Annotated in this window: 25 protein-coding genes; 7 read left to right on the top strand and 18 right to left on the bottom strand. The window is 72.7% G+C overall.

The genetic code is table 11. From position 1 onward, the window contains the following. Positions 1-41: 41 nt before the first annotated feature. From moeZ to KV381_RS25115, 12 genes are all read right to left on the bottom strand, one after another. On the bottom strand, positions 42-1,220 hold the full coding sequence (gene moeZ, locus KV381_RS25165; RefSeq protein WP_030087300.1) for an adenylyltransferase/sulfurtransferase MoeZ: 1,179 nt from the start codon (positions 1,218-1,220) through the stop codon (positions 42-44). Positions 1,221-1,320: 100 nt separating this feature from the next. Continuing rightward, positions 1,321-2,172: a spherulation-specific family 4 protein gene (locus tag KV381_RS25160; RefSeq protein WP_218786371.1), complete on the bottom strand. Its 852-nt coding sequence runs from the start codon at positions 2,170-2,172 to the stop codon at positions 1,321-1,323. Continuing rightward, the gene (locus tag KV381_RS25155) at positions 2,160-3,125 is read right to left on the bottom strand and encodes an NAD(P)-dependent oxidoreductase (protein WP_030087305.1); all 966 of its coding nucleotides are present in this window, start codon (positions 3,123-3,125) and stop codon (positions 2,160-2,162) included. The genes KV381_RS25160 and KV381_RS25155 overlap by 13 nt, the downstream gene beginning before the upstream one ends. A gap of 175 nt (positions 3,126-3,300) precedes the next feature. Beyond that, positions 3,301-4,491, bottom strand: a complete 1,191-nt coding sequence (locus KV381_RS25150) for a hypothetical protein (RefSeq protein ID WP_256995149.1) — start codon at positions 4,489-4,491, stop codon at positions 3,301-3,303. 34 nt (positions 4,492-4,525) lie between these two features. After that, positions 4,526-6,463, bottom strand: a complete 1,938-nt coding sequence (locus tag KV381_RS25145) for a DUF3492 domain-containing protein (protein ID WP_218786368.1) — start codon at positions 6,461-6,463, stop codon at positions 4,526-4,528. Between the two features lie 190 nt (positions 6,464-6,653). Then, on the bottom strand, positions 6,654-8,300 hold the full coding sequence (locus KV381_RS25140) for an ABC transporter ATP-binding protein (RefSeq protein ID WP_218786367.1): 1,647 nt from the start codon (positions 8,298-8,300) through the stop codon (positions 6,654-6,656). Beyond that, a complete protein-coding gene (locus tag KV381_RS25135) occupies positions 8,297-9,286 on the bottom strand; it encodes an ABC transporter permease (protein ID WP_030087312.1) in 990 nt (329 codons plus the stop codon). Before KV381_RS25135 ends, KV381_RS25140 begins: the two co-directional genes overlap by 4 nt. Beyond that, entirely contained in the window at positions 9,283-10,269 is a 987-nt protein-coding gene (locus tag KV381_RS25130; protein WP_030087313.1) for an ABC transporter permease, read from the bottom strand. The genes KV381_RS25135 and KV381_RS25130 overlap by 4 nt, the downstream gene beginning before the upstream one ends. A gap of 2 nt (positions 10,270-10,271) precedes the next feature. Continuing rightward, entirely contained in the window at positions 10,272-11,996 is a 1,725-nt protein-coding gene (locus KV381_RS25125) for an ABC transporter substrate-binding protein (protein ID WP_218786364.1), read from the bottom strand. Between the two features lie 250 nt (positions 11,997-12,246). Further along, on the bottom strand, positions 12,247-12,342 hold the full coding sequence (locus KV381_RS37120; RefSeq protein WP_309544399.1) for an Ms4533A family Cys-rich leader peptide: 96 nt from the start codon (positions 12,340-12,342) through the stop codon (positions 12,247-12,249). Between the two features lie 80 nt (positions 12,343-12,422). Then, complete coding sequence (locus KV381_RS25120) at positions 12,423-13,862, bottom strand: DUF3152 domain-containing protein (protein ID WP_218786360.1); 1,440 nt, start codon at positions 13,860-13,862, stop codon at positions 12,423-12,425. An 8-nt stretch (positions 13,863-13,870) separates the two neighbouring features. After that, positions 13,871-14,836 (bottom strand): alpha/beta fold hydrolase, encoded by a 966-nt coding sequence (locus KV381_RS25115; protein ID WP_030087316.1) that lies wholly within the window; start codon positions 14,834-14,836, stop codon positions 13,871-13,873. 112 nt (positions 14,837-14,948) lie between these two features. Here KV381_RS25115 and KV381_RS25110 point away from each other — a divergent pair, with 112 nt between their 5' ends. The 4 genes from KV381_RS25110 (at position 14,949) to KV381_RS25095 (ending at position 16,813) form a co-directional block, all read left to right on the top strand. Next, positions 14,949-15,164, top strand: a complete 216-nt coding sequence (locus KV381_RS25110) for a hypothetical protein (RefSeq protein ID WP_030087317.1) — start codon at positions 14,949-14,951, stop codon at positions 15,162-15,164. 167 nt (positions 15,165-15,331) lie between these two features. Next, on the top strand, positions 15,332-15,973 hold the full coding sequence (locus KV381_RS25105; RefSeq protein WP_030087318.1) for a TetR/AcrR family transcriptional regulator: 642 nt from the start codon (positions 15,332-15,334) through the stop codon (positions 15,971-15,973). A 140-nt stretch (positions 15,974-16,113) separates the two neighbouring features. Then, on the top strand, positions 16,114-16,341 hold the full coding sequence (locus tag KV381_RS25100; protein ID WP_010061602.1) for a DUF3107 domain-containing protein: 228 nt from the start codon (positions 16,114-16,116) through the stop codon (positions 16,339-16,341). 199 nt (positions 16,342-16,540) lie between these two features. Continuing rightward, positions 16,541-16,813: a hypothetical protein gene (locus KV381_RS25095; RefSeq protein WP_030087319.1), complete on the top strand. Its 273-nt coding sequence runs from the start codon at positions 16,541-16,543 to the stop codon at positions 16,811-16,813. Positions 16,814-16,838: 25 nt separating this feature from the next. Here the strand turns inward: KV381_RS25095 and KV381_RS25090 are convergent, their stop codons facing one another. Further along, a complete protein-coding gene (locus KV381_RS25090) occupies positions 16,839-17,585 on the bottom strand; it encodes a ferritin-like fold-containing protein (RefSeq protein ID WP_030087320.1) in 747 nt (248 codons plus the stop codon). Between the two features lie 474 nt (positions 17,586-18,059). On the opposite strand from KV381_RS25090, the gene KV381_RS25085 reads away from it, so the two are divergent. Further along, the gene (locus tag KV381_RS25085; protein WP_218787293.1) at positions 18,060-20,231 is read left to right on the top strand and encodes a DEAD/DEAH box helicase; all 2,172 of its coding nucleotides are present in this window, start codon (positions 18,060-18,062) and stop codon (positions 20,229-20,231) included. 119 nt (positions 20,232-20,350) lie between these two features. Here KV381_RS25085 and KV381_RS25080 read toward each other — a convergent pair whose 3' ends face one another. Continuing rightward, positions 20,351-20,614, bottom strand: coding sequence for a TM2 domain-containing protein (locus KV381_RS25080; RefSeq protein WP_030087323.1), 264 nt, complete (start codon positions 20,612-20,614; stop codon positions 20,351-20,353). A gap of 253 nt (positions 20,615-20,867) precedes the next feature. Here KV381_RS25080 and KV381_RS25075 point away from each other — a divergent pair, with 253 nt between their 5' ends. Beyond that, positions 20,868-21,728: an alpha/beta fold hydrolase gene (locus tag KV381_RS25075; protein ID WP_218786357.1), complete on the top strand. Its 861-nt coding sequence runs from the start codon at positions 20,868-20,870 to the stop codon at positions 21,726-21,728. 64 nt (positions 21,729-21,792) lie between these two features. Here KV381_RS25075 and KV381_RS25070 read toward each other — a convergent pair whose 3' ends face one another. Beyond that, on the bottom strand, positions 21,793-22,704 hold the full coding sequence (locus KV381_RS25070) for an NYN domain-containing protein (RefSeq protein ID WP_218786355.1): 912 nt from the start codon (positions 22,702-22,704) through the stop codon (positions 21,793-21,795). Positions 22,705-22,911: 207 nt separating this feature from the next. On the opposite strand from KV381_RS25070, the gene KV381_RS25065 reads away from it, so the two are divergent. Continuing rightward, the gene (locus KV381_RS25065) at positions 22,912-23,064 is read left to right on the top strand and encodes a hypothetical protein (RefSeq protein ID WP_007446805.1); all 153 of its coding nucleotides are present in this window, start codon (positions 22,912-22,914) and stop codon (positions 23,062-23,064) included. A 90-nt stretch (positions 23,065-23,154) separates the two neighbouring features. Here the strand turns inward: KV381_RS25065 and KV381_RS25060 are convergent, their stop codons facing one another. From KV381_RS25060 to KV381_RS25050, 3 genes are all read right to left on the bottom strand, one after another. Beyond that, complete coding sequence (locus KV381_RS25060; protein WP_030087329.1) at positions 23,155-23,760, bottom strand: MarC family protein; 606 nt, start codon at positions 23,758-23,760, stop codon at positions 23,155-23,157. Positions 23,761-23,901: 141 nt separating this feature from the next. Further along, positions 23,902-24,768, bottom strand: coding sequence for a PHP domain-containing protein (locus KV381_RS25055; RefSeq protein WP_218786353.1), 867 nt, complete (start codon positions 24,766-24,768; stop codon positions 23,902-23,904). Positions 24,769-24,868: 100 nt separating this feature from the next. After that, positions 24,869-25,546 (bottom strand): DUF6758 family protein, encoded by a 678-nt coding sequence (locus tag KV381_RS25050; RefSeq protein ID WP_098026478.1) that lies wholly within the window; start codon positions 25,544-25,546, stop codon positions 24,869-24,871. Positions 25,547-25,616 lie beyond the last annotated feature (70 nt).

Here is a 25,616-nt window from a genome sequence, read left to right as displayed (position 1 = left end):
TCCGCGGTGCGCGGACCGGGCCCCTGCCCGTACGGAGTGTTCTAGTACACCGGCTTCTCGGGCTCGATCTGGTTGACCCAGCCGATCACGCCGCCGCCCACGTGCACCGCGTCGGCGAAGCCCGCGGACTTGAGGACCGCGAGGACCTCGGCGCTGCGGACGCCCGTCTTGCAGTGCAGGACGATGCGCTTGTCCTGCGGGAGGTCCTGGAGGGCGGTGCCCATGAGGAACTCGTTCTTCGGGATCAGCGTGGCGCCGGGGATCGAGACGATCTCGTACTCGTTCGGCTCGCGGACGTCGATGATCTCGATCTTCTCGTCGCCGTCGATCCACTCCTTGAGCTGCTTGGGAGTGATCGTCGAGCCGAGCGCCGCCTCCTGGGCCTCGTCGGACACGACGCCGCAGAAGGCCTCGTAGTCGATGAGCTCGGTGACGGTGGGGTTCTCGCCGCAGACCGCGCAGTCGGGGTCCTTGCGGACCTTGACCTGGCGGTACTGCATCTCCAGGGCGTCGTAGATCATCAGGCGGCCGACCAGCGGGTCGCCGACGCCGGCGAGCAGCTTGATGGCCTCGGTGACCTGGATGGAGCCGACGGACGCGCAGAGCACGCCCAGCACGCCGCCCTCGGCGCAGGAGGGGACCATGCCCGGCGGCGGGGGCTCCGGGTAGAGGCAGCGGTAGCAGGGGCCGTGCTCGGACCAGAACACGGAGGCCTGGCCGTCGAAGCGGTAGATCGAGCCCCACACGTACGGCTTGTTCAGCAGCACCGCGGCGTCGTTGACGAGATAGCGGGTGGCGAAGTTGTCCGTGCCGTCCACGATCAGGTCGTACTGCGCGAAGATCTCCAGCACGTTGTCGGCTTCGAGCCGCGTCTCGTGGAGGATGACGTTCACGTACGGGTTGATGCCGAGCACCGAGTCCTTGGCCGACTGCGCCTTGGAGCGGCCGATGTCGGCCTGGCTGTGGATGATCTGGCGCTGCAGGTTCGACTCGTCGACCTCGTCGAACTCGATGATGCCGAGCGTGCCGACACCGGCCGCGGCCAGGTACATCAGGGCCGGCGAGCCGAGGCCGCCGGCGCCGACACACAGCACCTTGGCGTTCTTCAGGCGCTTCTGTCCGTCCATCCCGACGTCCGGGATGATCAGGTGGCGGGAGTACCTGCGGACCTCGTCGACGGTGAGCTCAGCAGCTGGCTCGACCAGGGGTGGCAGCGACACAGGAACCTCAACAATGCAGGTGGTCGGATGTCTACGCAGACCGGCTTCTTACGGTCGGCTACGTACGGTTGTTCTCCCCGTAACACTGCCACGCCCCTCCTCATTCCGAGATACCGGGTCCGATCCGCGAGACGATTTCGTCCCAGTACCTGGGCAGCGTCGCGAATGGGTCGCTTTGTCCGGTTCGGTCGTCCCGGTCGTTCCGGTCGTTCCGGTCGTTCCGGTCGGTGAAGAAGATCGTTCCGGCGCCCTGCCAACGGGCGATCCGCATGGCCTCCTCCAGATGGGTGCGCGGCACCCCGTGGACGAAGTGGGCGAACCGCTCCGGTGGATAGTCGGCCGTCCACTCGGCCACCTGCGACCAGCGGTAGTCGGTCCAGGGCCCCTGGAAGGTGACCAGCTGGTCGGCCGCCTCCGCGTACCCGGGATACGGGTGGGCGCCGTGGCCCAGCACCAGGCGGCCCCCGCCGTCCGCGCTGTCGCTCTCCGCCAGCAGGGCGTGGAGCGTGCCGGTGAGGCGGCGGACGGCGGGCAGTTCGGCCCGCTCGGTGGGGCAGTGGGCGAGGTAGAAGCCGCCGATGCGGTACCAGTCGATGAAGGACCGGGCGTCCGCGATCAGTTCGCCGAAGGGCCGTTCGCCGAAGGCCAGGTCGAGATGGCCGAGCAGCCGGCCGCCGGAGGCCCGGACGGTGTCGTCCGGGGCTTCGCCGTGCAGGGCGCGCTCGCGGGCGTTGCGCAGCCGCCCCGCCGCCTCCAGGCAGTGCGGGTCGGGCCGGGTGCCGGGGCCGTTCGCGATGTTGAGGACGGCCCAGTGCAGCGGGGTGCCCGGGCGGGCCAGCTCGGCCCATTCGGCGGGGGCGAGCAGCGGGTGCGCGTAGCCCGGGACGCCGAAGCCGAGCTGTTCGCCGCCCGCGGTCCGGCGGGCGTCGGCGGGTGCGGTCAGATACGGCACGCCGCCTCCATCCAGATGTCCGCGAGGGACTCCTCCAGATTGATCCGGGGCCGCCAGCCGAGCCGGTCCCGGGCGGTGCGGACATCGGCCTGCTGCCAGGCCCCGCAGCCGTCCGGATACGGGGACGGGGTGGCGGAGAGGTGTTCCATGACGGACTCGGCGGAGGTGCGCGGGGCCCCGATGGGCAGCCGCGGAGGCGGCGAGTCCAGCTCGTGGAGCGCGCCCGCGTACCCGGCGACGCGGGCGAGCACGGCGGCGGCGTCGCGGAGCCGGACGGCCCGCCCGGTGCCGATGTTGACGACGCCCTGGGCGGCGGAGAGCGAGGCGGCGTGGACGGCCCGCGCCACGTCCCGTACGTCGACGAAGTCCCGCTGCACGCCGAGCCCGCTGAGCTTCAGCTCACCGTCGCCCATCTGCATGGCCCGGCGCATCGCCTCGGCGAGCCGGCCGAGCGGCGAGCCGGCCGGGGTGCCGGGGCCGACGGGCGAGAAGACCCGCAGCACGACGGCGTCGAGGCCGGAGCCGAGGACCAGTTCGGTGGCGGCGAGCTTGCTGACGCCGTACGGGCCGCCGGGGCGCGGCACGGCGTCCTCGGCGGTGGAGGAGCCGGGCTGCGAGGGCCCGTACTCCGAGGCGCAGCCGACCTGGACGAGCCGGGCCCCGCAGCCGCTGCGGCGCAGCGCCTCGCAGACGGTGGCGACGGCGACGGTGTTGTGCCGGGTGAGGTCCCGGGCGCCGCCGCGGGTGGCGCCCGCGCAGTTGACGACGACGCCGGGGTGGACGGCGTCCAGGAAGCGGGTGAGGGCCCCGGGGCTGCCGCCCGCGAGGTCGAACCGGACGTCGGCGTCGTCGCCGCGGCCGAGAGCCGTGAGGTGGACGGCGGGGTCGGCCAGCAGACGGTCGGCGACGAAGCGGCCGAGGAATCCGTTGGCTCCGAGCAGCAGCACCCTCATCGCGCACCGCCTCGGTGCCGACGGCGGGCTGCCGGTGCGGGGGATTGGGGGGTCATGGCGGGGTTCTCCTAGGTCAGTCAGTCGGTCGTACGGTGCTGGGGCAGGGCCCGCGGCGTCGGCTCCGCGGGAGTGGTGCGGTGGTACGTCGGTGGGGCGGCGTGGGTTCTCGGATCTCTCAGCTCCGGGTGTGGGCGGAGGCCCGGGAGAGCGCGAGGGCCGCGTGCAGCAGCAGTCCGATGGCGGCCCCGCCGCAGGCCAGCGCGGACACGGCGCCCGTCCCGCCTGCCGAGACGAGGGCGTCCACGGGCCGGGCGAGGGGTTCGAGTCCGGGCAGCCGGGCGGCGAGGACGAGGGCCGGGGCGCCGGCCTCGACGGCACACGCGCCGGCCAGCGCGACGGTGCCCGGCTCGGGCAGTCCGTGGGCGGCGAGCAGCCGGGCCACGAAGAACAGCACTCCGAGGGCGACCGCCGCGACGGGCGTGCCGCTCCCGCCGAGGCCGAGGTCGGCCAGATACAGCAGGGGCAGCAGTGCGGCGAGGAAGAGGGTGACGGCCGCCAGCAGCAGGGGGCGCACGCCCGCGCCGAACTCCTCCAGGGCGCGGCTGCCGGCCAGTTTGCGGTGGGCCCGGACGGTGAAGAGGTGGGCGCACCAGGCGGCCGGGGCGACGGCGGCGGCGAGTCCGAGCAGCGGGCCGGGGGTGCCGACCCAGGGGCCGTCCGGGCCGCCGGTCATCACCTGGGCGAGCAGCCCCTCGCCGTACACCGCGTAGCTGAGCAGCCAGCAGGCGTACATCCCGGCCCGGCCCGCTCCTTCGGGGGCGCGCAGGGGCCCCCGGCCGAGACAGGCCCGGAGCGCCAGGCAGGCCAGGACGGCGCCGACGACGGTGACCAGGGCCCGGGTGCCGTCGCCGAGGACGCCCTCGGTGACCCGGAGCACCCCGGCGGTGGCCAGCGCGGCGGCCCCGGGCAACAGGGCGAGGAGCGTCCAGGCGGCCCGTGCCTCGGTGTCGGGACCGGGGCCGGGCGGCCCGCCGGCGGCGGGCTCCCGCGTACGGGGTGGCATCCGGGCGTACAGCTCCTCGGCGAGGGCGAAGACGTCCCGGTGGCGGTAGCGGGCGGCGGTGCGGTCGGTGAGGCCGTGCGCCTCCAGACCGGCGGCGATCTCCAGCGGGTCCACGGCCCGTTCGCACAGGTCGCGGTGGTCGTGCAGCAGGGACTTCACCGGGTCGGCCGGGCCGCGGCGGGTGGTGCCGGACGGCGCCCGGCGCGCTGTGGAGCGGGGCGGGATCTCGGCGGGCCGATCCGGGACGGAGGCGAAGGGCGCCGGGTCGCCCGGGAGGGTCGCCGGGTCGTCCGGACGGGTCATCGGGTGGTCTCCGTGGTCGTGGCGGGTCGGGTGGTCACGCATCGCCGTCCCCCGCGGGTCCCGCCGCGACCGCGCAGACACCCTCGGGCTCCGGCTCCCGGGTGTGCTGCGGCTCGGGCTCGCCCGGCCGGTCCGGCAGCCGGGCCCCTGGTACGACGGCCCAGCCCGGCGCGCCGACGACGGCGACGCCTGCGACGGCATCGGCACCGGCATCAGCGCCGGGAAGCCCCGGACCGTCCGGGTCCGCCGCCGGCCGCAGGTGCGCCCCGGGCTGGGTCCAGTGGCCGAGGAGGCGGGCCTCCGGCGGGGTGGCGAAGGGCAGCGGGTCGCCGTGGGCGTCCACCGTGTCGGCCTCCCGGCGCACCGGGGTGTGCGACATCAGCTCCAGGTAAATGCCGCGAAATGCCGCGAGGTTCTGTTCGACGGTGAAGAGTTCGAGCGCGCGGGCCCGTGCGGCGGCGCCCAGCCTGGCCCGGCGCTCGGGGTCGCGCAGCAGCGCGACGCAGGCGTCGGCGAGCGCCTTGGGGTTGCGCGGGGGCACCACCAGGCCGGTGCCGCCGATGACCTCGACGACCGCGCCCACGTCGGTGGAGACGGTGGCCCGGCCGCAGAACATGGCTTCGACGAGGCTGACCGGGAAGCCCTCGACGACGCTGGACAGCACGATCACGCCGCCCGCGCCGTAGGCCTCGGCGAGGTCGGGGATCTCGGGGCCGCCGATCTCCTCGAAGGTGACCGGGCTGACGCCCTCGGTGTGCGCGCCGGTGGCCTCGTCCGGGAAGAGCTGGGCGGCCAGGGCCTTGCAGTGGGCGAGGTAGGTGGTGGCCTCCTCGCTCTCGGCCGGGGCGCCGAAGACCCGCAGCCGGGCGGCGGGCTCGGCGCGGCGGACCTCGGCGAAGGCGTGGAGAAGGGCGATCAGGTCCTTGGCGGGCTCGATCCGGCCGACCCAGACCAGGGTGCCGGGGCCGCCCGGCCCGTCGTCCTCGCCCGCCGCGCCGAGCCGTTCGGCGTCCTCGCCGACCGGGCCGAAGCGCTCGGCGGCCATGCCCGGGTAGACCGTGCGCTGCCTGGCGGGGTCGGCTCCGCAGCGCTGCTGCCAGCGGCGGACATGGGTGTTGCCGGGGGTGACGAGGGCGGCCTGGCGGTAGACCTCGGTGGCGAGGCGGCCGTGGAAACCGGCGAGGAGGGCGCGCACGGAGGTGCCGTACGGGGTGTCGGAGGCGGCCAGGAAGTGCGCGCGCAGCGGAACGCCGTGCTCGGTGACCAGCAGCGGAACCCCGAAGAAGCGTTTGGCCAGGAGCCCCGGAAGCGCGGCCGCCCCGCCGGAGGCCGCGTGGCAGAGGTCGACCGCGCCGAGGCTCTCCTGGTCGTACCAGTCCAGCGAGAGCGGGCGCAGCGCGCGCTCCAGCTCGGCGGCGAGGGCGAGGTGGTCGGGGACGGTGGCGCTCTGCACGGTGCGGCCGGTGCCGTGGGCGCGGCAGGCGGCCTCCAGGATCCGCACCGTCGTCTCGGAGCGCAGGGCGAGGTGGAGTCCGCCGCGTTCGCGGGCGAGCTCGGCGAGACCGTAGAGCCCGTCGGCGAAGAGCTCGGCGCCGGGGCCGGCGCCCGCTTCCGTACCGGCCTCGTCGGGGGTGCAGATCGCGGTGGCGAGGGCGGTGAAGTGTTCGGTGAAGCGTCGGCGGTCGCGTCGCCCGTAGGACTGTTCGCCGCCGGTCACCAGCCGGGCCAGCAGGCCGCGTTCGCCGCTGCCGCGCAGGGTGCCGTCCTCGGGGGTCCACAGCGGTGCGGTGCGCACCCGGCTGACCTGGCGCGGCAGCCGGACCCAGCCCTGGTCCTCCTGGTGGGCGGAGCGGCTCAGGGCGAACAGGTCGAACTCGTGCTGCGGCAACCCGCGCACCAGTCGGTCGCACCAGAGTCTGGACTCACCGGTCGCATACGGATAACCACCGTCGGTGAGCAGTCCGATCCGCACGAGTACACCCCCGATCTCCCTTGTGGGCGGCCGCCGTTGAAACGGCGACTCACAGCGGGACGACCGTAAGCGGATACGCCGGTGGCGCGACGGACGGTTGTCCGTCGCGCCACCGAAAGGGGTGAACCGTCGTAACTTTCCCGCCCCCGTCGCGTTCCGTCGCGATACAGCGGTCGGTTGTTACGGAGGGTCAGGCCCGGGCCAGCTCCTTGCGGGCCGTCCTGCGGGCCTCCGCGAGGCCGGGATCGAGGGCGGGAACGGCCGCCAGCAGCTGCCGGGTGTACGGGTCCCGCGGTTGTCCGTAGACCTCGTCGGCGCCGCCCTGCTCCACGATCACGCCCCGGCGCATCACCGCGACCTCGTCGCTGACCTGCCGGACCACGGCGAGGTCATGGGCGATGAAGACCAGGCCGATGCCCAGCTCCCGCTGGAGTTCCGAGAGCAGTTCGATGACCTGGGTCTGGGTGGTGACGTCCAGTGCGGAGACCGGTTCGTCGCAGACGATCAGCTTCGGTTCGGCGGCCAGGGCGCGGGCGATCCCGATGCGCTGGCGCTGTCCGCCGCTGAACTCGTGCGGGTAGCGCTCGAAGTGCGCCGGGTCCAGACCGACGCGTTCCAGGAGCGCGCCCACCCGGTCCCGGATGCGCCCCTCGTCGCTCTCCCCCGCCGCCCGCAGCGGATCGGCGACGGACTCCCCGACCGAGCGACGCGGGTTGAGCGAGGCCACCGGGTCCTGGAAGACCATCTGGAGGTCGCGGCGGAAGGACCGCAGCTCCTTCTCGGGCAGCGAGCCGATCTCCGTACCCCCGTAACGGAGGCGGCCCGCCGTCGGGTCGAGGAGCCGGACCAGCATCCGGCCGAGCGTGGTCTTGCCGCTGCCGCTCTCGCCGACGATGCCGAGCGTGCGCCCGGCGTGCACGGTGAGCGAGACCCCGTCCACGGCGGCGACCCGCCCGCTCCCCCGGCCGAACTCGCGCCGCAGACCGACGGCTTCGAGCAGCGGTACGGAGGTCTCCTCCGCCCGGGGCGAGGGCACCGGCACGACCCTGCGGGTCTCCACCCTCGGCACCGCGGCCAGCAGCTCCTTGGTGTACGGCTCGCGCGGCGCGCCGAGCACCCGGGCGACCGGGCCGCGCTCCACCTCCTTGCCGTGCCGCATCACCAGCACCTCGTCCACGCTCTCCGCCGCGACGCCCACGTCATGGGTGACCAGCAGGAGCCCCATGCCGGTCTCGTGGCGCAGGTCGTGCAGCAGGTCGAGGATCTGGGCCTGCACGGTGACGTCGAGCGCGGTGGTCGGCTCGTCCGCGATCAGCAGGAGCGGTTCGCAGGCGAGCGCCATCGCGATGAGGGCCCGTTGCCGCATGCCGCCGGAGAACTCGTGCGGGCGCAGCCGGGAGCGGCGGGCCGCGTCCGGGATGCCGACCCGGTCCAGCACCTTGACGGCGCGGGCGCGGGCGGCCTTGCGGGAGACGGGGCGGTGGACCCGGTACACCTCGGCGATCTGGTCGCCGACCGGGTAGTACGGGTCGAGCGAGGACAGCGGGTCCTGGAAGACCATGGCGGCCTTCGCGCCCCGCAGCGCCCGCAGGTCACGGTCGTCGGCCGCGTTCACGTCCGTGCCGGCGACGCGGACCAGGCCGCCGACCCGGGCGCCGGTGCCCCGGTGCAGGCCGAGCAGGGCGTAGGCGGAGGCGCTCTTGCCGGAGCCGGACTCCCCCACCACGCCGAGCGCGCCGCCCGCCTCCAGGGTGAAGGAGAGCCCGTCGACGGCCCGGACGGAGCCGAAGTCGACGGTGAGGCCGGTGACCTCGACCAGGGGTTCGTGCGGGGTCATGACAGGACCACCCGTCGGTCGGCCAGCGCGTACAGCAGGTCCGCGACGGCATTGGCGAGGACGACGAAGAAGCCGGTCACCAGCACCATGCCGACCACGACGGGCAGGTCGACGACCTTGACCGCGTGGACCAGCTCGCGGCCGATGCCGGGGATGCCGAAGAGCGACTCGGTGAGCACCGCGCCGCCGAACATCGAGCCGAAGTCGAGGGCGCTGAGCGCGATGACGGGCGCCACCGCGCCCCGGAGCGCGTGCCGGCCGATGATGGCCCGCTCGCCGACCCCGTACGCGCGGAAGGTGCGCACATGGTCCTCGGCGAGGGTCTCCAGCATGGCGCTGCGGGTGAGGCGGGCGTACTTCGCGGACTCGATGAGCGCGAGTGACGTCCAGGGCAGCAGCAGTCCCCAGGCCCACTGTTCGGGGTTCTCGGTGAACGGTACGTAGGAGGGGGCGGGCAGCCACTGGAGGGTGGAGCAGAACACGATGATGAGCAGCAGCCCGATGACGAAGACCGGGGTGGCGGAGCCGGCCAGGGTCAGCCAGGTCAGCACCCGTTCGGTGATCCGGCCGCGCCGCCAGGCGGAGAGCACGCCGGTGCCGACGCCGAGCAGCAGCCAGCCGGCGAACGCGCCGATCACCAGCGAGCCGGTGACCGGGAGCTTGGCCAGGATGAGCTGGGTGACCTGCTGGTCGGACTGGTAGGAGACGCCGAGGCAGGGCATCGCGCAGTGCTCGGTGCCGGTGCCGGTGGAGAAGTCGCGGCCGGCGACGATGCCCTGGAGGAAGTGTCCGTACTGCACGTACACCGGGTCGTCCAGGCGCAGTTGCTCGGTGACCTGGGCGACCTGGGCGGGCGAGCAGCGGGGTCCGCAGGCGATCTGGGCGACGTCGCCGGGGGCCACGTAGAAGATCGCGTAGAGGAGGGCGGTCAGGGCGAGCAGGACGAGGGCGGCCCCGCCGAGCCGCCGGAGCAGGAAGCCGGTCATGCCGCTTCCCCCTTCCTGGTCGTGCCCACCCGGAGCCGGGACGCGGCGCGCGGGTCGAGTGCGGTGCGGATGCCCTCGCCGAGGACGGTGAGCGCGAGCACGGTGATGAACAGCAGCCCGGCGGGGATCAGCAGATACGTGGGGGCCGCCTGGTACCAGGTGTCGGCCTCGGTGAGCATCTGCCCCCAGGACGGGGTGGGCGGTTTGATGCCGACGCCGAGGAAGGACAGCGCCGCCTCGACGATGATGTTGGTGGGGAAGGCGAGCGCCGCGTAGGTGATGACGGGCGCGGCCAGCGAGGGCAGCAGCTCGCGGCGGGCGATGGACCACTTTCCGCGCCCGCTGAGCCGGGCCGCCGAGACGAAGTCGAGGGACTTCAGGGTGAGCGCCTGGGCCCGCACGAGCTTCGACGTACCGGACCAGCCGATGCCCCCGATGACCAGGGCGATCAGAACGGGCCGGGGGAAGGACTCGGGCACGATCGCCAGGAGCGCCAGCGCGATGACCATGACCGGCAGGGCCACGTTGACGTCGGTGATCCGGCCGAGGAGCTGGTCGACCCAGCGGCTGCCGAGGGCGGCGGCGAGCCCGATGACCAGGCCGAGGGCGATCTGGAGGACGGTGGCGACGAGGGCGACGCCGAGCGAGACCCGGGCGCCGTACACGACCCGGGCGAACAGGTCGCGGCCGGTCTGCGGTTCGACGCCGAGCCAGTGCTCGGCGCTGATGCCGCCGAAGGAGCCGATGGGGACGCCGCCGGCCGCCGAGTCGACGAGGTCGGGGTGGTAGGCGTTGGGGTCCTGGCCCGCCAGTGCGGTGAGCAGCGGGGCGGCGAGCGCGACCAGGACGAGCAGGAGGACGACGAGGGCCGCGGCGCAGGCCGCGCGCTGGGCGCGCAGCCTGCGCAGGAACAGCCGGGCCCCGGAGGCGGGGGCGACGGCCGGCGCCGCTCCCGCCTCCTGGACCAACAGTGCTTCGGACATGGTTACTTGACCGCGACCTGGGAGACGTCGAGGACGCCGGTCCAGTCGCTGATGACGATGTTCCTGACGTCCTCGCCGTACAGCCGCTTGTAGACCGGGTGGAACAGCGGGACGGTCAGGGCCTTCTCGCCGATCTTCTGGTCGAGCGCGCCCCAGCGGGTGGCGGCGGCCTTCAGGTCGGTGATCTTGTTGATCTCGTCGATCTCCTTGTTGACCTCGGGGTCGTTCAGGAAACCGGTGTTGAAGTTGGCGCCGTCCTTCACGATCTGCCGGCCGTCGAAGATCGGGGCGAGGAAGGGACCGCCGGAGGGCCAGTCGGCGCCCCAGTGGGCGAGGAAGAAGCCGGGCTCCTTCTTCGCGCTGTGGATGGTGTCGGAGTAGTCGTTGCTCTCCAGGCCCTGGAGCTTGACGGTGATGCCGGCCTTCTTCAGCGCGGCCTGGATCGCGGTGGCGATCTCCGGGCTGGTCTCGAAGTCCTTGTCGTTGGAGTGGGTGAGGGTGATGGTCAGGCCCTGGTCGTGCCCGGCCTCCTTCAGCAGCTCCTTCGCCTTCGCCGCGTCACCGGTCTCGCCCGCCGGGAAGTGGTCGTAGGGCGTGTGGCCGAAGGAGTCCCGCTCGGGCAGGAAGGTGGTGGCGGGCTCGGCGAGCGAGGAGCCGCCGGCCGCGTTGACGATCGAGGAGCGGTCGATGGCGTACGAGATCGCCTGGCGCACCTTCGGGTCGTCGAAGGGCTTCACCTTCGGGTTGAAGGCGAGGTAGTTGGTGTAGCCGAAGTGGCCGGTGCCGACGCGGGCGGCGAGCTTCTTGTCGCTGCCGACCTTGGCGAGTTCGGCCGGGCCGAGGTTGGTGTCGGTGGTGACGGCGGCGGCGTCCGCGCCCTGGGAGGCGGAGAGGCGCTGGTTGATGACGGCGGAGTCGAGGCCGGAGCGGACGTCGATCCGGTCGGGGTAGGCCTTGCGCTCCTCGTCGGTCTTCGCCGACCAGTGCGGGTTGCGCTCCAGGACGAGGCGCTCGCCGTCGTTCTCGTTGGTGACGACCTTGTACGGGCCCGAGGCGAGCGGGTGCTCCTCGTACTTGGTGCCGGTGTCCTTGGCCTGCGGGACCGGGGTGGTCTGGGTCTGGGTGGCGAGGTAGGGGAACTCGCCGACGGGCTTGTTGAGGTGGAAGACGATGGTCTTCTCGTCGGGCACCTCGATGGAGTCGAGGCCCTTCTTGTCCTTGTACGGGCCCTGGTAGTCGGCCCCGCCGATCAGCCAGTCGCGCAGGTAGGGCGCGCCGCCGGAGAGTTCGGCGGCGAAGGAGCGCTCGATGCCGTACTTGATGTCGGCGGAGGTGATCGCGGTGCCGTCCTCGTACGTGAGGCCGTCCTTGAGGGTGTACGTCCACACGGTGGCGCCTCTGCTGGGGGTGCCCAGGTCGGTGGCCAGGTCGGGGACGACCTTCGCGCCCTCGGCCCCGTCCTCGCGGTTGCGGGTGGTGAGGGTGCGGAAGACGAGGGAGGGGACGTTGCCGCCGCCGGAGGTGTAGAGCCGGGCGGGGTCGAAGTCCTGCTGCGCGTTGCTGTTCAGGATGGTGAGGGTGCCGCCCTTCTGCGGCTTGCCATCGGCCCCGGAGGCGCCGGAGGCGTTCTTGCTGTCCTCGGGGCCGCAGGCCGCGACGCCCGCGGCCAGGACGAGTACGGCGGTGGACGCTGCCACGCGGCGGGATATGAGCGACGGTTGACGCATCGGAAGATGACCTCTCGGAATGCTGCGAGCGAAAGAAGCGGAGGAAAGCGAAGGAACGGCAAGGCGGCATCCGCGCAGGCGACGACGAGAAGACGGACCGGACCCCGGCACCGGGGAACGAAAAGGAAAAGGCCGCGCCTGCGGACGGAAATACGTCCGGGCGCGGCAGTCATAAGGGCCCGCCGGAGCCGGAGAAAGGGCTCACGGGGAAAGGTGAAGAAGAAAGGGCCGACGCGCGCTCGGACAGGCGTCAGCGACAGAGAATGTCGGCTACGCAGTGCCCGGTCACGCCGAGAAGCGCCAGCTCAAGGGCGGCGATCTCGGAAGGTGCGGGGCTGCGCGACATGCCGAGAAATATGAACGACCGCCCTGACCGCTGTCAAAGCGGAACAAGACGGCCGTCTCATCATGCGGACGTACGGGGGGTCAGCCGGTGGGGTGCACCCAGGGGTTGGGCTTGCACTTGATGCCTTCCAGCTCAAGGGTCTTGGTCTGCTGCTGCATGACCGGAGCCAGAGCGCCGGGAGTGCGGCAGCTCACATGGTTGTGACCCAGCCGGTGGCCGACCTCGTGATTGATGAGCATCTGACGGTAGGCCAGCAATTGGTCCGGGCCGAAGGTGGCGGCGCCCTGGGCCCAGCGATAGGCGTTGATCATGACGCGGTCGGTCGAGGCGGAATCGCAGGAGACATTGTCGATCGTGGTGTCCAGACCGGATTTGGCACACCAGTCGCCGGTGGTCCCGGGACTGGCGAGCGTGATCACGAAGTCCGGGGTGCCCGACGAGATCCGCTCGAAGGTCATCGCGCCGTTGTGCGCCCAACTCCGGTTGTCGTTGAGCGTCTTCTGCACGGCTTCGGCGAAAAGTCCGGCGTCGAGACCGAGGCCCTTCTCCACATCGATGCGATAGCGGTGTTTCTGCCCCTTTCCGGGGGCCTTCGCCAGACCGGGCACGGCCTCGAACGTGCCGCTCGCCTTCAGATCCGCGGCGAGCGGATACGGCTGCGCCATCTTGGCGGCGTACGAGAGGGGCTTGACCTCGGGCTTGGCCGAGGGCTGCTCCGGGGTCGGGCGGGCGTCGGAGCGGGAGGCCTCCTCGCCCTGGCCCTGCCGCTCCACCTCGGCGGCGCGGGCGGCGGCGGCACGGTCGCCGGAGTCCTCGGCGACCTGTCCGGCCACCACGACCGCGAGCACGGTGGTCACCGCGGCGGCGGCGATCCCGGTGAACGTACGGCCCTTGGAGCCCCGGGCCGCGGGGCGTTCGTCCGGCTCACCGGCCTCGGCGTCGTCCGCGCCGTCGGAGGGCCCGGCGGGCGGCGCGACGGGGGCGGTGTCGGGGGCCCCGGTGTCGAAGGCGTCCAGGAACTCCCGGCGCGGGCCCGGCACCGGGGAGCCGTCGAGCGTCGGCTGCTGGGCCGCCCGGCCGTCCGCGGCGCGCTGGGCCGCGCGCTGGGCGGACACCTGACGGGCCACGGCCTGCCGACGGGCGGCGTCCTGGGGCCCACCGGGTCCGCCCGGTCCGGTGGCGTACGGCCGGGCGTCGGCGGGGTGTCCGCCCGGACCGGCGTACGGGTGGGGCGGATGCTGCTGGGGAGCGCTGTGCGGGGCGGGGGCGTCGTGGCCCTGGCCGTGGCGGGGCACCGGTCCGGTCCCCCAGCCGCCGCCCTGTTCACGCTGTTCGGGGTGGCCGCCGCGCACCTGCGGGGCGTCCGCGGTGAACGGGCCGCGCCCGTCACCGGTCGGCGGAGGCCCGGTCCGCCTGCGTCGGCCGCCGCCGGACGCGGGCCTCGCCGCGGCGCGTTCGCCGGCGGGTTCCGCCGCGTCCGGGCGGATCGCCCCGGAGCCCTTTCGACTGTGTCGTCCCACGCCCCGGATCAGCTCCCGCCGCTATCGTCCAGCAGTTCCCGGAACGCCTGGGCGACCGCCTCCGGGTACTCCATCATCGCCACGTGCCCCGCGTCGGGCAGGGTCAGCAGCCGGGCGTCGCGGAAGGCCGCGGACGCCCTGCGTGCCATCCGGTACGAGACGAGCTGGTCCCGTCCGCCGTACACGAGCTGCGTCGGTGCGAGCACGCGCTCCGCCTGGCGCCACAGTCCGTGCTGGCCGCCCAGGGTGTACGCGTCCACGATGCCCCGGGCCGAACGCGTCATCGCGTCCCAGAAGTACGGCAGCTCCAGCCGCCGCTCCATCTCGGCCACCGCATGGCGGAAGGCTTCGTCGGAGACCCGTGCCGGATCGCCGTAACAGAGTGCCATGACTCCGCGGGTCCGCTGTTCCGCCGTCCAGTCCTTCGTGAGCCGGGCGAACAGGGAGGCGACCCCCGGCACGGCCAGCAGACCGGTCGGGACGGCGGGTCGCTGCACCCGCCACTCGGGCAGGGCGGGCGAGATCAGGGTGAGGGTGCGCACCAGGTCGGGGCGGACGGCGGCGACCCGGGTGGCGACCGCGCCGCCCAGCGAATTGCCGAACAGATGGACGGGGCCCCGCTCCTCCGCGTCCAGCAGCCGGATCACCGCACGGGCGTGTCCGGTCACCGAGTAGTTGCCGTCGTCCGGCGGCGGCGAGTCCCCGAATCCGGGCAGGTCGACCGCCTCGCCGTCGACCAGGTCGGACAGCAGCGGCATCAGCGCGGACCAGTTCTGCGACGATCCGCCGAGCCCGTGCACGTACAGCGCGGGAGGCAGTCCGGTGCGGTCGCCCGGCCGGCAGCGGATGTTCAGACCGATCCCCGGCAGGGACACGGAGCGCAGCCGTTCGCCGTCGGCGACCCGGACGGCACTGACCGTCGGGGCCACCGCGGCGGCGGCGGCCTGGACACCCGGCAGCTCGGTCGAAGACATGCGGCAATGTTACGAGACGATCACGCCCTCATTCATGTGTTCGCCGTCACAAGCCCGCATCGCGGGGTGGACGGGTAACTCCTAGGCTCTAGGGGAAGGAAGGGAGCGCGCCATGACGGTCGACCCGAGCGACCCGGACACGTTCGAGAACGCCGAACCGGCGGACGCGGGGCCCGAGGCCCCCGAGGCGGACACCGCCGAGCAGCGGACGGACGTCCGGCCCGAGGACGACGAACAGCTGGAGAACGCCGACCTGGCCACCGCCAATGAGGCCGATATGGCGGAACAGCGCAGGGTGATCCCCCTCGATGAGGACGATTACCGCTGATACGCCCCGGTTTGCTCACGACCACAGAGAACTGTGGCTTCCACAGCCGTCCGGTCCATGAAATTCTGCGTCCGCGCCGCGCATACCAGGGTTACCCAAAAGTACGATGGCTGTACGGCGCAGCGTGCACGGACCGGCTGTGCTGGAACACATATTTGGGAGGCGGCGTGACAGCCATCGAGCAGACAGAGGCGGCGCGCCCGCGGGGCACACGGCTGCCCCGCCGCGCCCGACGCAATCAGCTGCTGGGCGCCGCACAGGAGGTCTTCGTCGCGCAGGGCTACCACTCCGCCGCGATGGACGACATCGCCGAGCGGGCCGGGGTCAGCAAGCCGGTGCTCTACCAGCACTTCCCCGGAAAGCTGGAGCTCTACCTGGCCCTTCTCGACCAGCACTGCGAGTCGCTGCTCCAGGCCGTGCGCACGGCGCTGGCCTCGACGACGGACAACAAGCTGCGCGTCGAGGCGACGATGGACGCCTACTTCGCGTACGTGGAGGACGAGGGCGGCGCCTTCCGGCTGGTCTTCGAGTCCGACCTGACCAACGAGCCGGCCGTGCGCGAGCGCGTCGACCGGGTCTCGCTCCAGTGCGCCGAGGCCATCTCCGACGTGATCGCCGGGGACACCGGGCTGTCCAAGGACGAGTCCATGCTGCTGGCGGTGGGACTCGGCGGCGTCTCCCAGGTGGTGGCGCGCTACTGGCTCTCCAGCCAGTCGGCCATCCCGCGCGACACCGCCGTACAGCTCCTCACCTCGCTGGCCTGGCGGGGCATCGCGGGCTTCCCGCTGCACGGCGTCGAGCAGCACTGAGCCCTCCGTGACGGGACGCGTGACGCCGTGTTCGCTGCGGGCGTTGCCGGTCGGGCCCTGAGCGCCGCTCCCGCCGGGCTAATGTGGCTGCGTACGGCGCGGTTCGCCGCGCAAGGACTGACCGTCGGAGGGACATAGCCGTGGAGGTCAAGATCGGGGTGCAGCACACGCCCCGCGAGATCGTTCTGGAGAGCGGGCTTTCCGCCGAGGACGTCGAGAGCGCGGTCGCCGCGGCACTGGGCGGCAAGGCGGAGCTGCTCAGCCTCACGGACGACAAGGGCCGCAAGGTTCTGGTGCCGGCCGACCGGATCGCGTATGTGGAGATCGGTGAGCCGACCACCCGGCGGGTGGGGTTCGGGGCGCTGTAGTCCACCGGACGCGTTGATCGCAGGAGCGGCCCGGCGGGGTTTCCCGCCGGGCCGCTCCTGTGTCATGTGCGGGAGAACCGCTCCTCCCGTTCCCGTACGAGTCGGAACGGGCCGCCGGAGGGTTGTTCTCCGCGGGCGGGGGGTAGTACCGCCTACGACCGATTTGCCCGCCCCGCACACCCCCGCGAGGTGATCGTCTGTGATCTGGGAATCCTTCGCCGCCGCCCTGCTCGGGCTCGCCCTGTCCTGGTCGGCCCTGCGATCGCTCCCGGACCGGCTGCCGTCCGGCCGTGCGGTTTATCTCACCGGTGCGCTGGGCGCCCTGTTCGGCGCGTATCTGACGCACGCGGCGCTGGGTCCCGGCCATGTCCTGGCGACGCTGATCGGAGCCGTGTCGGTCGGGGCGGTGACGCTGTCGCTCCTGATCCGCCCACGCGGCCGCCGCCTCGCCCGGTCGGCGGCGGCCCAGTAGCGGGGTGTCACGCGGCGGCGCGGTGTTACGCGGCCAGCCCCAGCGCGGCCATCCGCTTGGTGTGGGCCTCGGTGATCCGGGAGAACATCCGGCCCACCTCGGCCAGGTCGAAGCCGTCCGCGACGCCGCCCACCAGCATCGTCGAGAGGGCGTCGCGGTCGGCGACCACCCGCTGGGCCTGCGACAGCGCCTCGCCCATCAGCCGGCGCGCCCACAGCGCGAGCCGCCCGCCGACCCGCGGGTCCGCCTCGATCGCGGCGCGCACCTTCTCCACGGCGAAGTTCCCGTGGCCCGTGTCGTCCAGCACGGACAGCACCAGGGACCGGGTGTCGGTGTCGAGCCGGGCCGCGACCTCGCGGTAGAAGTCGCTGGCGATCGAGTCGCCGACGTACGCCTTGACCAGGCCCTCCAGCCAGTCGGACGGGGCCGTCTGGCGGTGGAAGTCGTCGAGCGCCTTGGCGAACGGCTCCATCGCGGCGGTCGGCTCCTCGTCCACCTCGGTGAGCCGCCGGTTCAGCTGCTCGAAGTGGTGGAACTCCGCGGCGGCCATCTTCGCCAGCTCCGCCTTGTCGCCGAGCGTCGGCGCGAGCTTCGCGTCCTCGGCCAGCCGCTCGAAGGCCGCCAGCTCTCCGTAGGCGAGGGCGCCGAGCAGGTCGACGACCGCGGCGCGGTACTGCGGGTCGGCGGCCGCGGTGGCCCAGTCCTGGGCGGCGATCCCGGTGGTTCCGGAAGCTTCGGCGGGGTTCTCTGTGGCGTGGTCAGGCGTCTCCATGAACGGAACGATAGCCCGCTCCGCGCAGGGCGGAAGGGCCTGGTCAGCAGGGGACCTCATACCGTTCCGATGAATTCGTCCAACACACATGCGCGAATCCGGGGTACAGTGGTAATGCGCTACTGAGCACTGTGCTGTGCCAGCGGCGCGCCCTTTGAATGAGGATGCCCGGTCGGTGGCCCGATCGGCTCCGACCCGACAGCCCTCCACGCGGTGCGTACGACACGTACGACTGCAGATGAGGGGCCCCCTCAGCGGCACGAGCGCTCGAGCGACGGCAGTGGTCCCGCGCCACCCGGCCCATCCACGGCCGGATGACCAACCCCGGCACGGTACGACCCCCAGCGTTCGCCTCGGGCCGCGTCTCACAGAAGAGGCAGCACCCTGACTACGTTCCGCGACCTCGGCATTCTTTCCGAGACGGCCGAAGCCCTCGAGGCGGTCGGCATCACGTCCCCCTTCCCCATCCAGGAGCTGACGCTCCCCGTAGCCCTCTCCGGCTCGGACGTCATCGGCCAGGCCAAGACCGGCACCGGCAAGACGCTCGGCTTCGGTCTTCCGCTCCTGGAGCGCGTGACCGTCCCCGCCGACGTCGAGGCGGGCCGCGCCACGCCCGAGCAGCTGACCGACGCGCCGCAGGCGCTCGTCGTCGTCCCCACCCGCGAGCTGTGCCAGCAGGTCACCAACGACCTGCTCACGGCCGGCAAGGTCCGTAACGTCCGCGTTCTCGCGATCTACGGCGGCCGGGCGTACGAGCCCCAGGTCGAGGCCCTCAAGAAGGGCGTCGACGTGATCGTCGGCACCCCGGGCCGTCTCCTGGACCTGGCGGGCCAGCGCAAGCTCGACCTCTCCCACATCCGCGGGCTCGTCCTCGACGAGGCCGACGAGATGCTGGACCTGGGCTTCCTGCCCGACGTCGAGCGCATCATCACGATGCTGCCGGCCAAGCGCCAGACGATGCTGTTCTCGGCCACCATGCCCGGTGCCGTCATCAGCCTCGCCCGCCGCTACATGTCGCAGCCGACGCACATCAACGCCACGTCGCCCGACGACGAGGGCACGACCGTGAAGAACACGGTCCAGCACGTCTACCGCGCCCACAACATGGACAAGCCGGAGATGCTCGCCCGCATCCTCCAGGCCGACGGCCGCGGTCTCGCGATGATCTTCTGCCGTACGAAGCGCACGGCCGCCGACATCGCCGAGCAGCTGGAGAAGCGCGGATTCGCCTCCGGCGCGGTCCACGGCGACCTCGGCCAGGGCGCCCGCGAGCAGGCGCTGCGCGCCTTCCGCAACGGCAAGGTCGACGTCCTGGTCTGCACCGACGTCGCCGCGCGCGGTATCGACGTCGAGGGTGTGACCCACGTCGTCAACTACCAGTCGCCGGAGGACGAGAAGACCTACCTCCACCGCATCGGCCGCACCGGCCGCGCGGGCGCCAAGGGCATCGCGATCACGCTGGTCGACTGGGACGACATCCCGCGCTGGCAGCTGATCAACAAGGCGCTCGACCTGAAGTTCCCGGACCCGCCGGAGACGTACTCCACCTCGCCGCACCTCTTCGAGGAGCTCGGCATCCCGGCGGGCACCAAGGGTGTGCTGCCCCGCGCCGACCGGACCCGTGCCGGCCTGCGCGCGGAGGAGGTCGAGGACCTCGGCGAGACCGGCGGCCGCGGCCGCAAGTCCGCCGCCCCGGCCCCCGCCCGCGAGGAGCGCGAGCCGCGCACCCGTACGCCGCGCCAGCGTCGCCGCACCCGTGGCGGAGCCGCTGCGGAGGCGGGCGCCGCGACGGTGCCCGCACCCGCCCAGGAGGCCGCCCCGGTCGCCCCGGCCGGTGACGAGGCTCCCGAGGCCCCGCGTACGCCGCGGCGTCGTCGCCGTACCCGTGCCAGCGCCCCCGAAGCCGTCGTCGAGACGGCCGTGGCGGTCGCCGAGGCGCCGGTGGTTCCCGCCCCGGTGGCCGAGGCCGCTCCGGTGACCGAGGCCGCGCCCGTGGCCGAGCCGGTCGCGGAGACCAAGCCGCGTCGTCGTCGCAGCCGTGCCGTCGCGAAGCCGGTGACCGAGGAGACGGCCGCGCCCGTCGCGGAGGCCCCGGCCACTCCGGCCCCGGCCGAGTTCCAGACCGTGGCGGTCGCCGCGGGCATCGCGGAGCCGGTCGCCGAGCCGAAGGCCGTCAGGCCGCGCCGCCGCGCCCGGATCGTGAAGCCGGCCGACGAGGTCGACTTCCAGATCGCCCCGGCGGCCGAGCCGGAGCCCGAGGTGAAGACCCGTCGTCGTCCGGCCCGCGCCACGGCGAAGAAGTCGGAGCCGAAGGCCGAGGCCGCTTCCGCCGAGCCGAAGGCGAAGGCGCCCCGCGCGACCCGGTCCCGGGCGAAGGCGGAGACCGCGGAGAAGGTCACCGAGAAGTCCGCCGTGAAGGCGGTCGCCGCCGAGCAGCCCGTCGTCGAGGCCCCGGCCGCCGAGGCGGAGGCCAAGCCGCGTCGCCGCCGCGCCACCCGCGCCGTCACCTCGACCAGCGCCCAGGAGGCCGCCGTGGTCTCCGAGGCCGAGGCCGTGGTGAGCGAGGCCGCCGCCGAGACGAAGCCGCGCCGCCGCCGCGCCACCCGCCCGGCGGGCAAGGCGTCGGCGACGACGACCGAGAGCTGACGCTTCCGGCGACACCGCACCCCACGCAGCGCTCCGCCCCGTCGATCCGGTGATCGACGGGGCGGAGTCGTCCCCGGGGCCGACAGGATCCGCGCGGTGCACGCGCCGGCGGTGCCGGATCAGTTGCGGAGGACGCGGCCCTGCTTGTCGGTGCGGTCCTTGCTGGTGAGGAAGAGGATGCCGTCGATCAGCGCCCAGACGCCGAGACCGCCGAAGGTGAGCAGCTGGGCGATGCCCACGCCGATGGACCCGACGTAGAAGCGCCCGATGCCGAGACCACCGAGAAGTATCTGGAGGACGCCGGCGATGACCTTCGACTTGTCGGAGTAGGGGCGGCCCTGCGGGTCGAAGCCGTAAGGGGCGTCCGGGGTGGGGACGGACATGAGGTATCTCCTGGGTGAGCGGAAGAGCAGCCGGATTCGAGAATTCCGGCGCGGAGCCATGAGGGAGCGACGCCGGTGGACAGCGTGCTGAAGACCCCCTGTGTCATGACAGGGTAAAGAAGATCGAGGTTCCATCGGCACGGCGATGATCGAGTTCCCGGAGCACGGCTCCCACGACGGGGCGGTGCGGCAACGAGGCCGGTGACGCCTCCCGGTGGGGCGAGGACGGGTGCGGCGGGGATAGCCTCGCCGTATGAGCCGCCCGTCCACCTTCACCCCGCCGCCCTGCGCCCGTGCCCGTGTCCTGCGTACCGAGCGCGGCGACTTCGCCGTCCTGGACGCCGTACCGCGTACCCCGGCACGGGCCACCGCCCTGCTGCTGCCCGGCTACACCGGCAGCAAGGAGGACTTCGTCGCCCTGCTGGAACCGTTGACCGACGCGGGCTACCGGGTGGTCGCCGTGGACGGCCGGGGGCAGTACGAGTCGCAGGGGACGGACCGTCAGGAATCGTACGCCCAGGGCGAGTTGGCCCGTGACGTGCTGGCCCAGGCGGCGGCTCTGGACGGCGTCGGCGGCGGGGAGCCGCATCTGCTCGGGCACTCGCTCGGCGGTCAGATCGCCCGCGCGGCCGTCCTGCTGGACGCCGCCCCGTTCCGCTCGCTGACGCTGATGTCCTCGGGCCCGGCCGAGGTCGTCGCGGCCCAGCGGGACAAGGTGAAGATGCTGAGCGACGCGCTGGCCGTGCTGTCCATGGACGAGGTGTGGCAGGCGATGCAGGCGCTGGATCCGCCGCAGGACGCGGACACCGGCGACGGCGAGGACCTGCGCCGCCGCTGGCTCGCCCACAATCCGGCGCAGTTGATCGCCACCGGGGCCCAGCTGGCGGCCGAGCCGGACCGGGTGGACGAGCTGGCCGCCGTCGGGCTGCCCGTGCATGTGCTGTCCGGGGAGCGCGACGACGTCTGGCCGGTGGAGCTGTTCGACTCCATGGCGCGGCGTCTCGGCGCCCGCCGCACCACGATCGCCGGCGCCGAGCACTCCCCCAACACCGCCCGCCCGCAGGAGACCGCGAAGGCGCTGGCCGCGTTCTGGGACGGCCTCACGCCCGCCTGACGGATCGTGGTCCCGCCTGACGAGTCGTGGCCCCACTAACGTATGCGCGGCCCCGCCCGACGGGTCAGTACTGCGACTGAAGGTGCTGCCAGAAGCCGTCGCGGAGTGCCCGCCGCAGATGGGCGTGGCCGCGCAGCGAGTGCTGGAGCAGGCGTTCGGCCTCCACCAGGAGGTCCTGGTCGACGGAGCCCGGCAGATAGGGGTGGCCCGGCAGCAGGTCGGCGAGGGACGCACGGCCCCGGGCGGCGAGCCAGGCGGCCGCGATCTGCGCGCCGACGAAGCGGACGTCCTCGCGGGAGGGGGCCGGGGCGTCGTCCTCGTACGTGGTGACGGGCCGCCGCGTGACGTAGGGGCGGCAGAAGTCGAGGTCGAAGGTGCGCTGGCTGTCGACCTCCCACAGCAGCGGTTCGGCCTGGTTGCGGCCTTCGGCCGCCTCGATGCCCCAGAGGTGCACGCGTGCCCCGTAGCCCTGGGCGGCCTCCACCGCCGATACCAGGTCCTCGTCGCCGCCGACGAGCGCCGCGTCGCTGATGGCGCGGTGCCGGGCGAGGGATTCGAGGTCGGTGCGGATGAGCGAGTCGACGCCCTTCTGCTGGTTGTTGGCGTTGAGGTTGCCGAGCCGGACCTTGACGTCGGGGAGTTCGGCGATGGCCTGCTGCTCGGTGGTGTGGATGCGGCGCCGGGCGCCGTCGTACCAGTAGACGCGCAGCAGCCTGCTGTCCGCGAAGATCGTGCGGGCCTTGTCGATGAAGGCCTCGATCAGTCCTTCGGCGTCGAGATCGAAGGAGCGCCGGTCCTCGGTGCCGGTGACGAGCAGCCCGGCCGCCGCGTACACGTATCCGGCGTCCACGAAGATGGCGTGCGTCGACGGAGTCTTGGACACCTCGATGAGCATGCGCTGGAGCAGCTCGTTGGTGCGGTCCAGGCGGGCGCCGAGGTCGGCTCCGCCGATGAGCTGTGGGTCCGCCTCGTTCATGCGAACCTCATGGTCTGTGGTGATGTGGCTACCGACGGGTACTTAGACATCCAAAAAATTTCCTTAGCGTAGGGAATGTTTGTACAGGGCAAGCCGTTGTAACCCACGTGGAACGCGAGGGAAGCCTCGCGTTCCTAGTCTTGCCGGTGGGACGCCCCACCGGCGCCAGTAGTTCTCCAGCAGGAGGATCAGACGAAGGGAAGCACTGTGCGCTTCGAGATCATGCGACTCGACGACGTCGACGGTACCGCCGTGGACAGCACCGTCGTGGACGCCGCCTCCGTCAACCGGATCGTGCAGCAGGCCGCCGCGATGGGCCAGCGCATCTACATCCGGCCGGCCGACAGTTCGGCCTCGTAACACCTGACGTTGTGAAGACGAAGCGCCCCCGCACGGAACGTCCGTACGGGGGCGCTGTGGTGCGCGGGGGCGCGGAGGTCCGCCGGGGCCTCAGGCGTTCTGGATGACCTGGGTGACGCCGTTGATGATCTGCTGGACGGCGATGGCGGAGAGCATCATGCCGGCGAGCCGGGTCACCAGGACCACGCCGCCGTCCTTGATCACGCGGATGATGACCAGCGAGTAGCGCATGGTCAGCCAGAGCACCACGTGCATGGCGACGATCGCGGACCAGACCGAGAGCTGACCGCCCACGCCGTCGGCGTGCTGCACCGCGAGGATGACCGAGACGATCGCGCCGGGCCCGGCCAGCAGCGGCATGCCCAGCGGTACGAGCGCCACGTTGACGTCCTTGGTCTGCGTCGGCTCGTCCGTCTTGCCGGTCAGCAGGTCCAGCGCGATGAGCAGCAGCAGGAGTCCGCCCGCGATCATCAGTGCGGGCACGGAGACATGCAGATAGTCGAGGATCTGCTGACCGAGCAGACCGAAGACGGCGATCACACCGAACGCGACCGTGACCGCCTGGAGCGCCATCTTGCGCTGCACCTTGGCGGGGCGTCCCGCGGTGAGGGCGAGGAAGATCGGCGTGATCCCGGGCGGGTCCATGATCACAAATAGGGTGAGAAAAAGGGATCCGAAGACAGCGACGTCGAACACAGTGAGCCTTGCGAGAGAAGAGCGGGCGGTACGGAGGGGGCGCGGGTCCGGGCAGCGTCCGTCGCGGTGCGTCGAGCACGGCGGCGGCACGCACGGGGGTGCGCGGGGAGTGGGACGTGATGCGGTGGAAGCGAGTGGGCCCTAGCGGCGGCCGGCTCCACCGGCGCCCGGCACCGGGAAGGCTCCCGTGGCGCGCCGGGTGATCTCGCCGTAGATCTCGGGGTCGGTGGTGCACGCGCCGAGTTCGACGGTCTTCCGGCTGCCGTGGTAGTCGCTGGAGCCGGTCGCGAGCAGCCCCAGGTCGCGGGCGAGACCGCGCAGCCGGGCCCGGGCGGGCTCGTCGTGGTCCATGTGGTCGACCTCGACGCCGTCGAGGCCGGCCTCGGCGAGGGCGGCGATCGTGGACTCGGGGACCACGGCGCCGCGTTTCGCGGCGGCCGGGTGGGCGAAGACGGTGACCCCGCCGGCCGCCTTCACCAGGCGGACGGCCTCGAAGGGGTCGAACTCGTGCTTCTCGGCGTACGCCCGGCCGCCGTTGCCCAGCCACTCGGGCGTGAAGGCGTCGGAGACGGTGCGTACGACGCCGAGTTCGACGAGGGCGGCGGCGACGTGCGGGCGGCCGACCGAGCCGTCCCCGGCGATGCGGGCGACCTGCTCCCAGGTGATGGGGACGTCGAGGGCGCGCAGCTTGCGGACCATCTCCTGGGCGCGCGGCACGCGGTCGTCGCGGACGAGCTCCCGGGCGCGCTCCAGCTCGGTGTCGGCCGGGTCGAAGAGGTACGCCAGCAGGTGCATGCCCACGCCGTCGACGCGGCAGGAGAGTTCGGCGCCGGTGACGAGGGTGAGCCCGTCGGGCAGCGCGTCGATGGCCTGTTTGTGGCCGCCGACGGTGTCGTGGTCGGTGAGCGCGACGACGTCCAGGCCCGCGGCGGCGGCGTTCGCGACCAGCTCGGCGGGGGTGTCCGTGCCGTCCGACGCGGTGGAGTGGGTGTGCAGATCGATGCGCACGACGCTGGACTCCGGGGCTCGCGGGCGGACGGGGGGACCGCTCAAGGATAACCGTCGCAGACCCGGCATCGGGCCGGGAAAGCCCCCTGCCCCACGTGATCTAGCGCTCGCCCGACGCCTGCCGGGGCGGGGCGTCGGGGGCGGTGAGGAGGCGCGGGGTGAGCGCGCCGCAGGGCACCAGGTCCACCTCTCCCCCGGCGTCGCGCAGATCGGTCAGCACCAGCTCGTCGTACATCAGGAGCCCCGACTGCTCGGGCCACAGGATCGCCCAGAGCCAGAGCCCGCGCGCCTCGCCCGCGAAAACGGCGCGGTCCTCCGGGGCGTTCTTGACGTGCCAGAGCGGGGTGGGGCGGCCGGCGGCGTGCACCTTGGCGTCGGGGGCGGAGTCGATGTTCAGGTGGTGGCCGGGGTCAGGGCCCTCGATTCCGGCGTACCGGGCGCCGAGTCCGACGCCCAGCTCCTCGGCGACCAGCAGCAGTTCGCCCATCCCGCCCAGCGGACCGGGTCCGGAGCACGCCACGGCGCTCGCGCGTCCGCCGCTGCGGTCGTCGCCCGCGCTGGCGACGCCGGTGAACAGCCAGCCCACGGGGAGCGGCCAGGGCATCCAGACGGGGACCTGCGTGCGGTGCACCACCACGCCGAGGCCTTCGACGCTCGGCGGGATGACCGGCTGCATGGGGTGGACCTGGCCGTGCGCGGAGCACTGCCAGGCGTCGGCGAAGAGACCGGGCGCCCTGACCCGGCCACCGCACTTCGGGCAACTGGGTTCGCCCCTCATAAGGACCAACCGTCCTCCCCGCCGGTCCTCCCGTCAAGGACGATCACCCGTCCGCAGCGTGGCCCTGACC

Origin of the sequence: Streptomyces sp. WY228 (assembly GCF_019287315.1) — a bacterium.
GTDB classification, from domain to species: domain Bacteria; phylum Actinomycetota; class Actinomycetes; order Streptomycetales; family Streptomycetaceae; genus Streptomyces; species Streptomyces caviscabies.
The sequence above is the reverse complement of the archived record's forward strand: the minus strand, read 5'-3'. Positions and strand labels throughout refer to the sequence as shown.

Excerpts from the sequence above, each read along its gene's own strand:
- KV381_RS25115 (WP_030087316.1), bottom strand. The coding sequence starts at position 14,836 with ATGTCTTCGACCGAGCTGCCGGGTGTCCAGGCCGCCGCCGCCGCGGTG.
- KV381_RS25075 (WP_218786357.1), top strand. The coding sequence starts at position 20,868 with ATGAGCCGCCCGTCCACCTTCACCCCGCCGCCCTGCGCCCGTGCCCGT.
- KV381_RS25155 (WP_030087305.1), bottom strand. The coding sequence starts at position 3,125 with ATGAGGGTGCTGCTGCTCGGAGCCAACGGATTCCTCGGCCGCTTCGTC.
- KV381_RS37120 (WP_309544399.1), bottom strand. The coding sequence starts at position 12,342 with ATGTCGCGCAGCCCCGCACCTTCCGAGATCGCCGCCCTTGAGCTGGCG.
- KV381_RS25125 (WP_218786364.1), bottom strand. The coding sequence starts at position 11,996 with ATGCGTCAACCGTCGCTCATATCCCGCCGCGTGGCAGCGTCCACCGCC.
- KV381_RS25050 (WP_098026478.1), bottom strand. The coding sequence starts at position 25,546 with ATGAGGGGCGAACCCAGTTGCCCGAAGTGCGGTGGCCGGGTCAGGGCG.
- KV381_RS25135 (WP_030087312.1), bottom strand. The coding sequence starts at position 9,286 with ATGACCGGCTTCCTGCTCCGGCGGCTCGGCGGGGCCGCCCTCGTCCTG.
- KV381_RS25140 (WP_218786367.1), bottom strand. The coding sequence starts at position 8,300 with ATGACCCCGCACGAACCCCTGGTCGAGGTCACCGGCCTCACCGTCGAC.
- KV381_RS25080 (WP_030087323.1), bottom strand. The coding sequence starts at position 20,614 with ATGTCCGTCCCCACCCCGGACGCCCCTTACGGCTTCGACCCGCAGGGC.
- KV381_RS25130 (WP_030087313.1), bottom strand. The coding sequence starts at position 10,269 with ATGTCCGAAGCACTGTTGGTCCAGGAGGCGGGAGCGGCGCCGGCCGTC.
- KV381_RS25110 (WP_030087317.1), top strand. The coding sequence starts at position 14,949 with ATGACGGTCGACCCGAGCGACCCGGACACGTTCGAGAACGCCGAACCG.
- KV381_RS25090 (WP_030087320.1), bottom strand. The coding sequence starts at position 17,585 with ATGGAGACGCCTGACCACGCCACAGAGAACCCCGCCGAAGCTTCCGGA.
- KV381_RS25150 (WP_256995149.1), bottom strand. The coding sequence starts at position 4,491 with ATGACCCGTCCGGACGACCCGGCGACCCTCCCGGGCGACCCGGCGCCC.
- KV381_RS25070 (WP_218786355.1), bottom strand. The coding sequence starts at position 22,704 with ATGAACGAGGCGGACCCACAGCTCATCGGCGGAGCCGACCTCGGCGCC.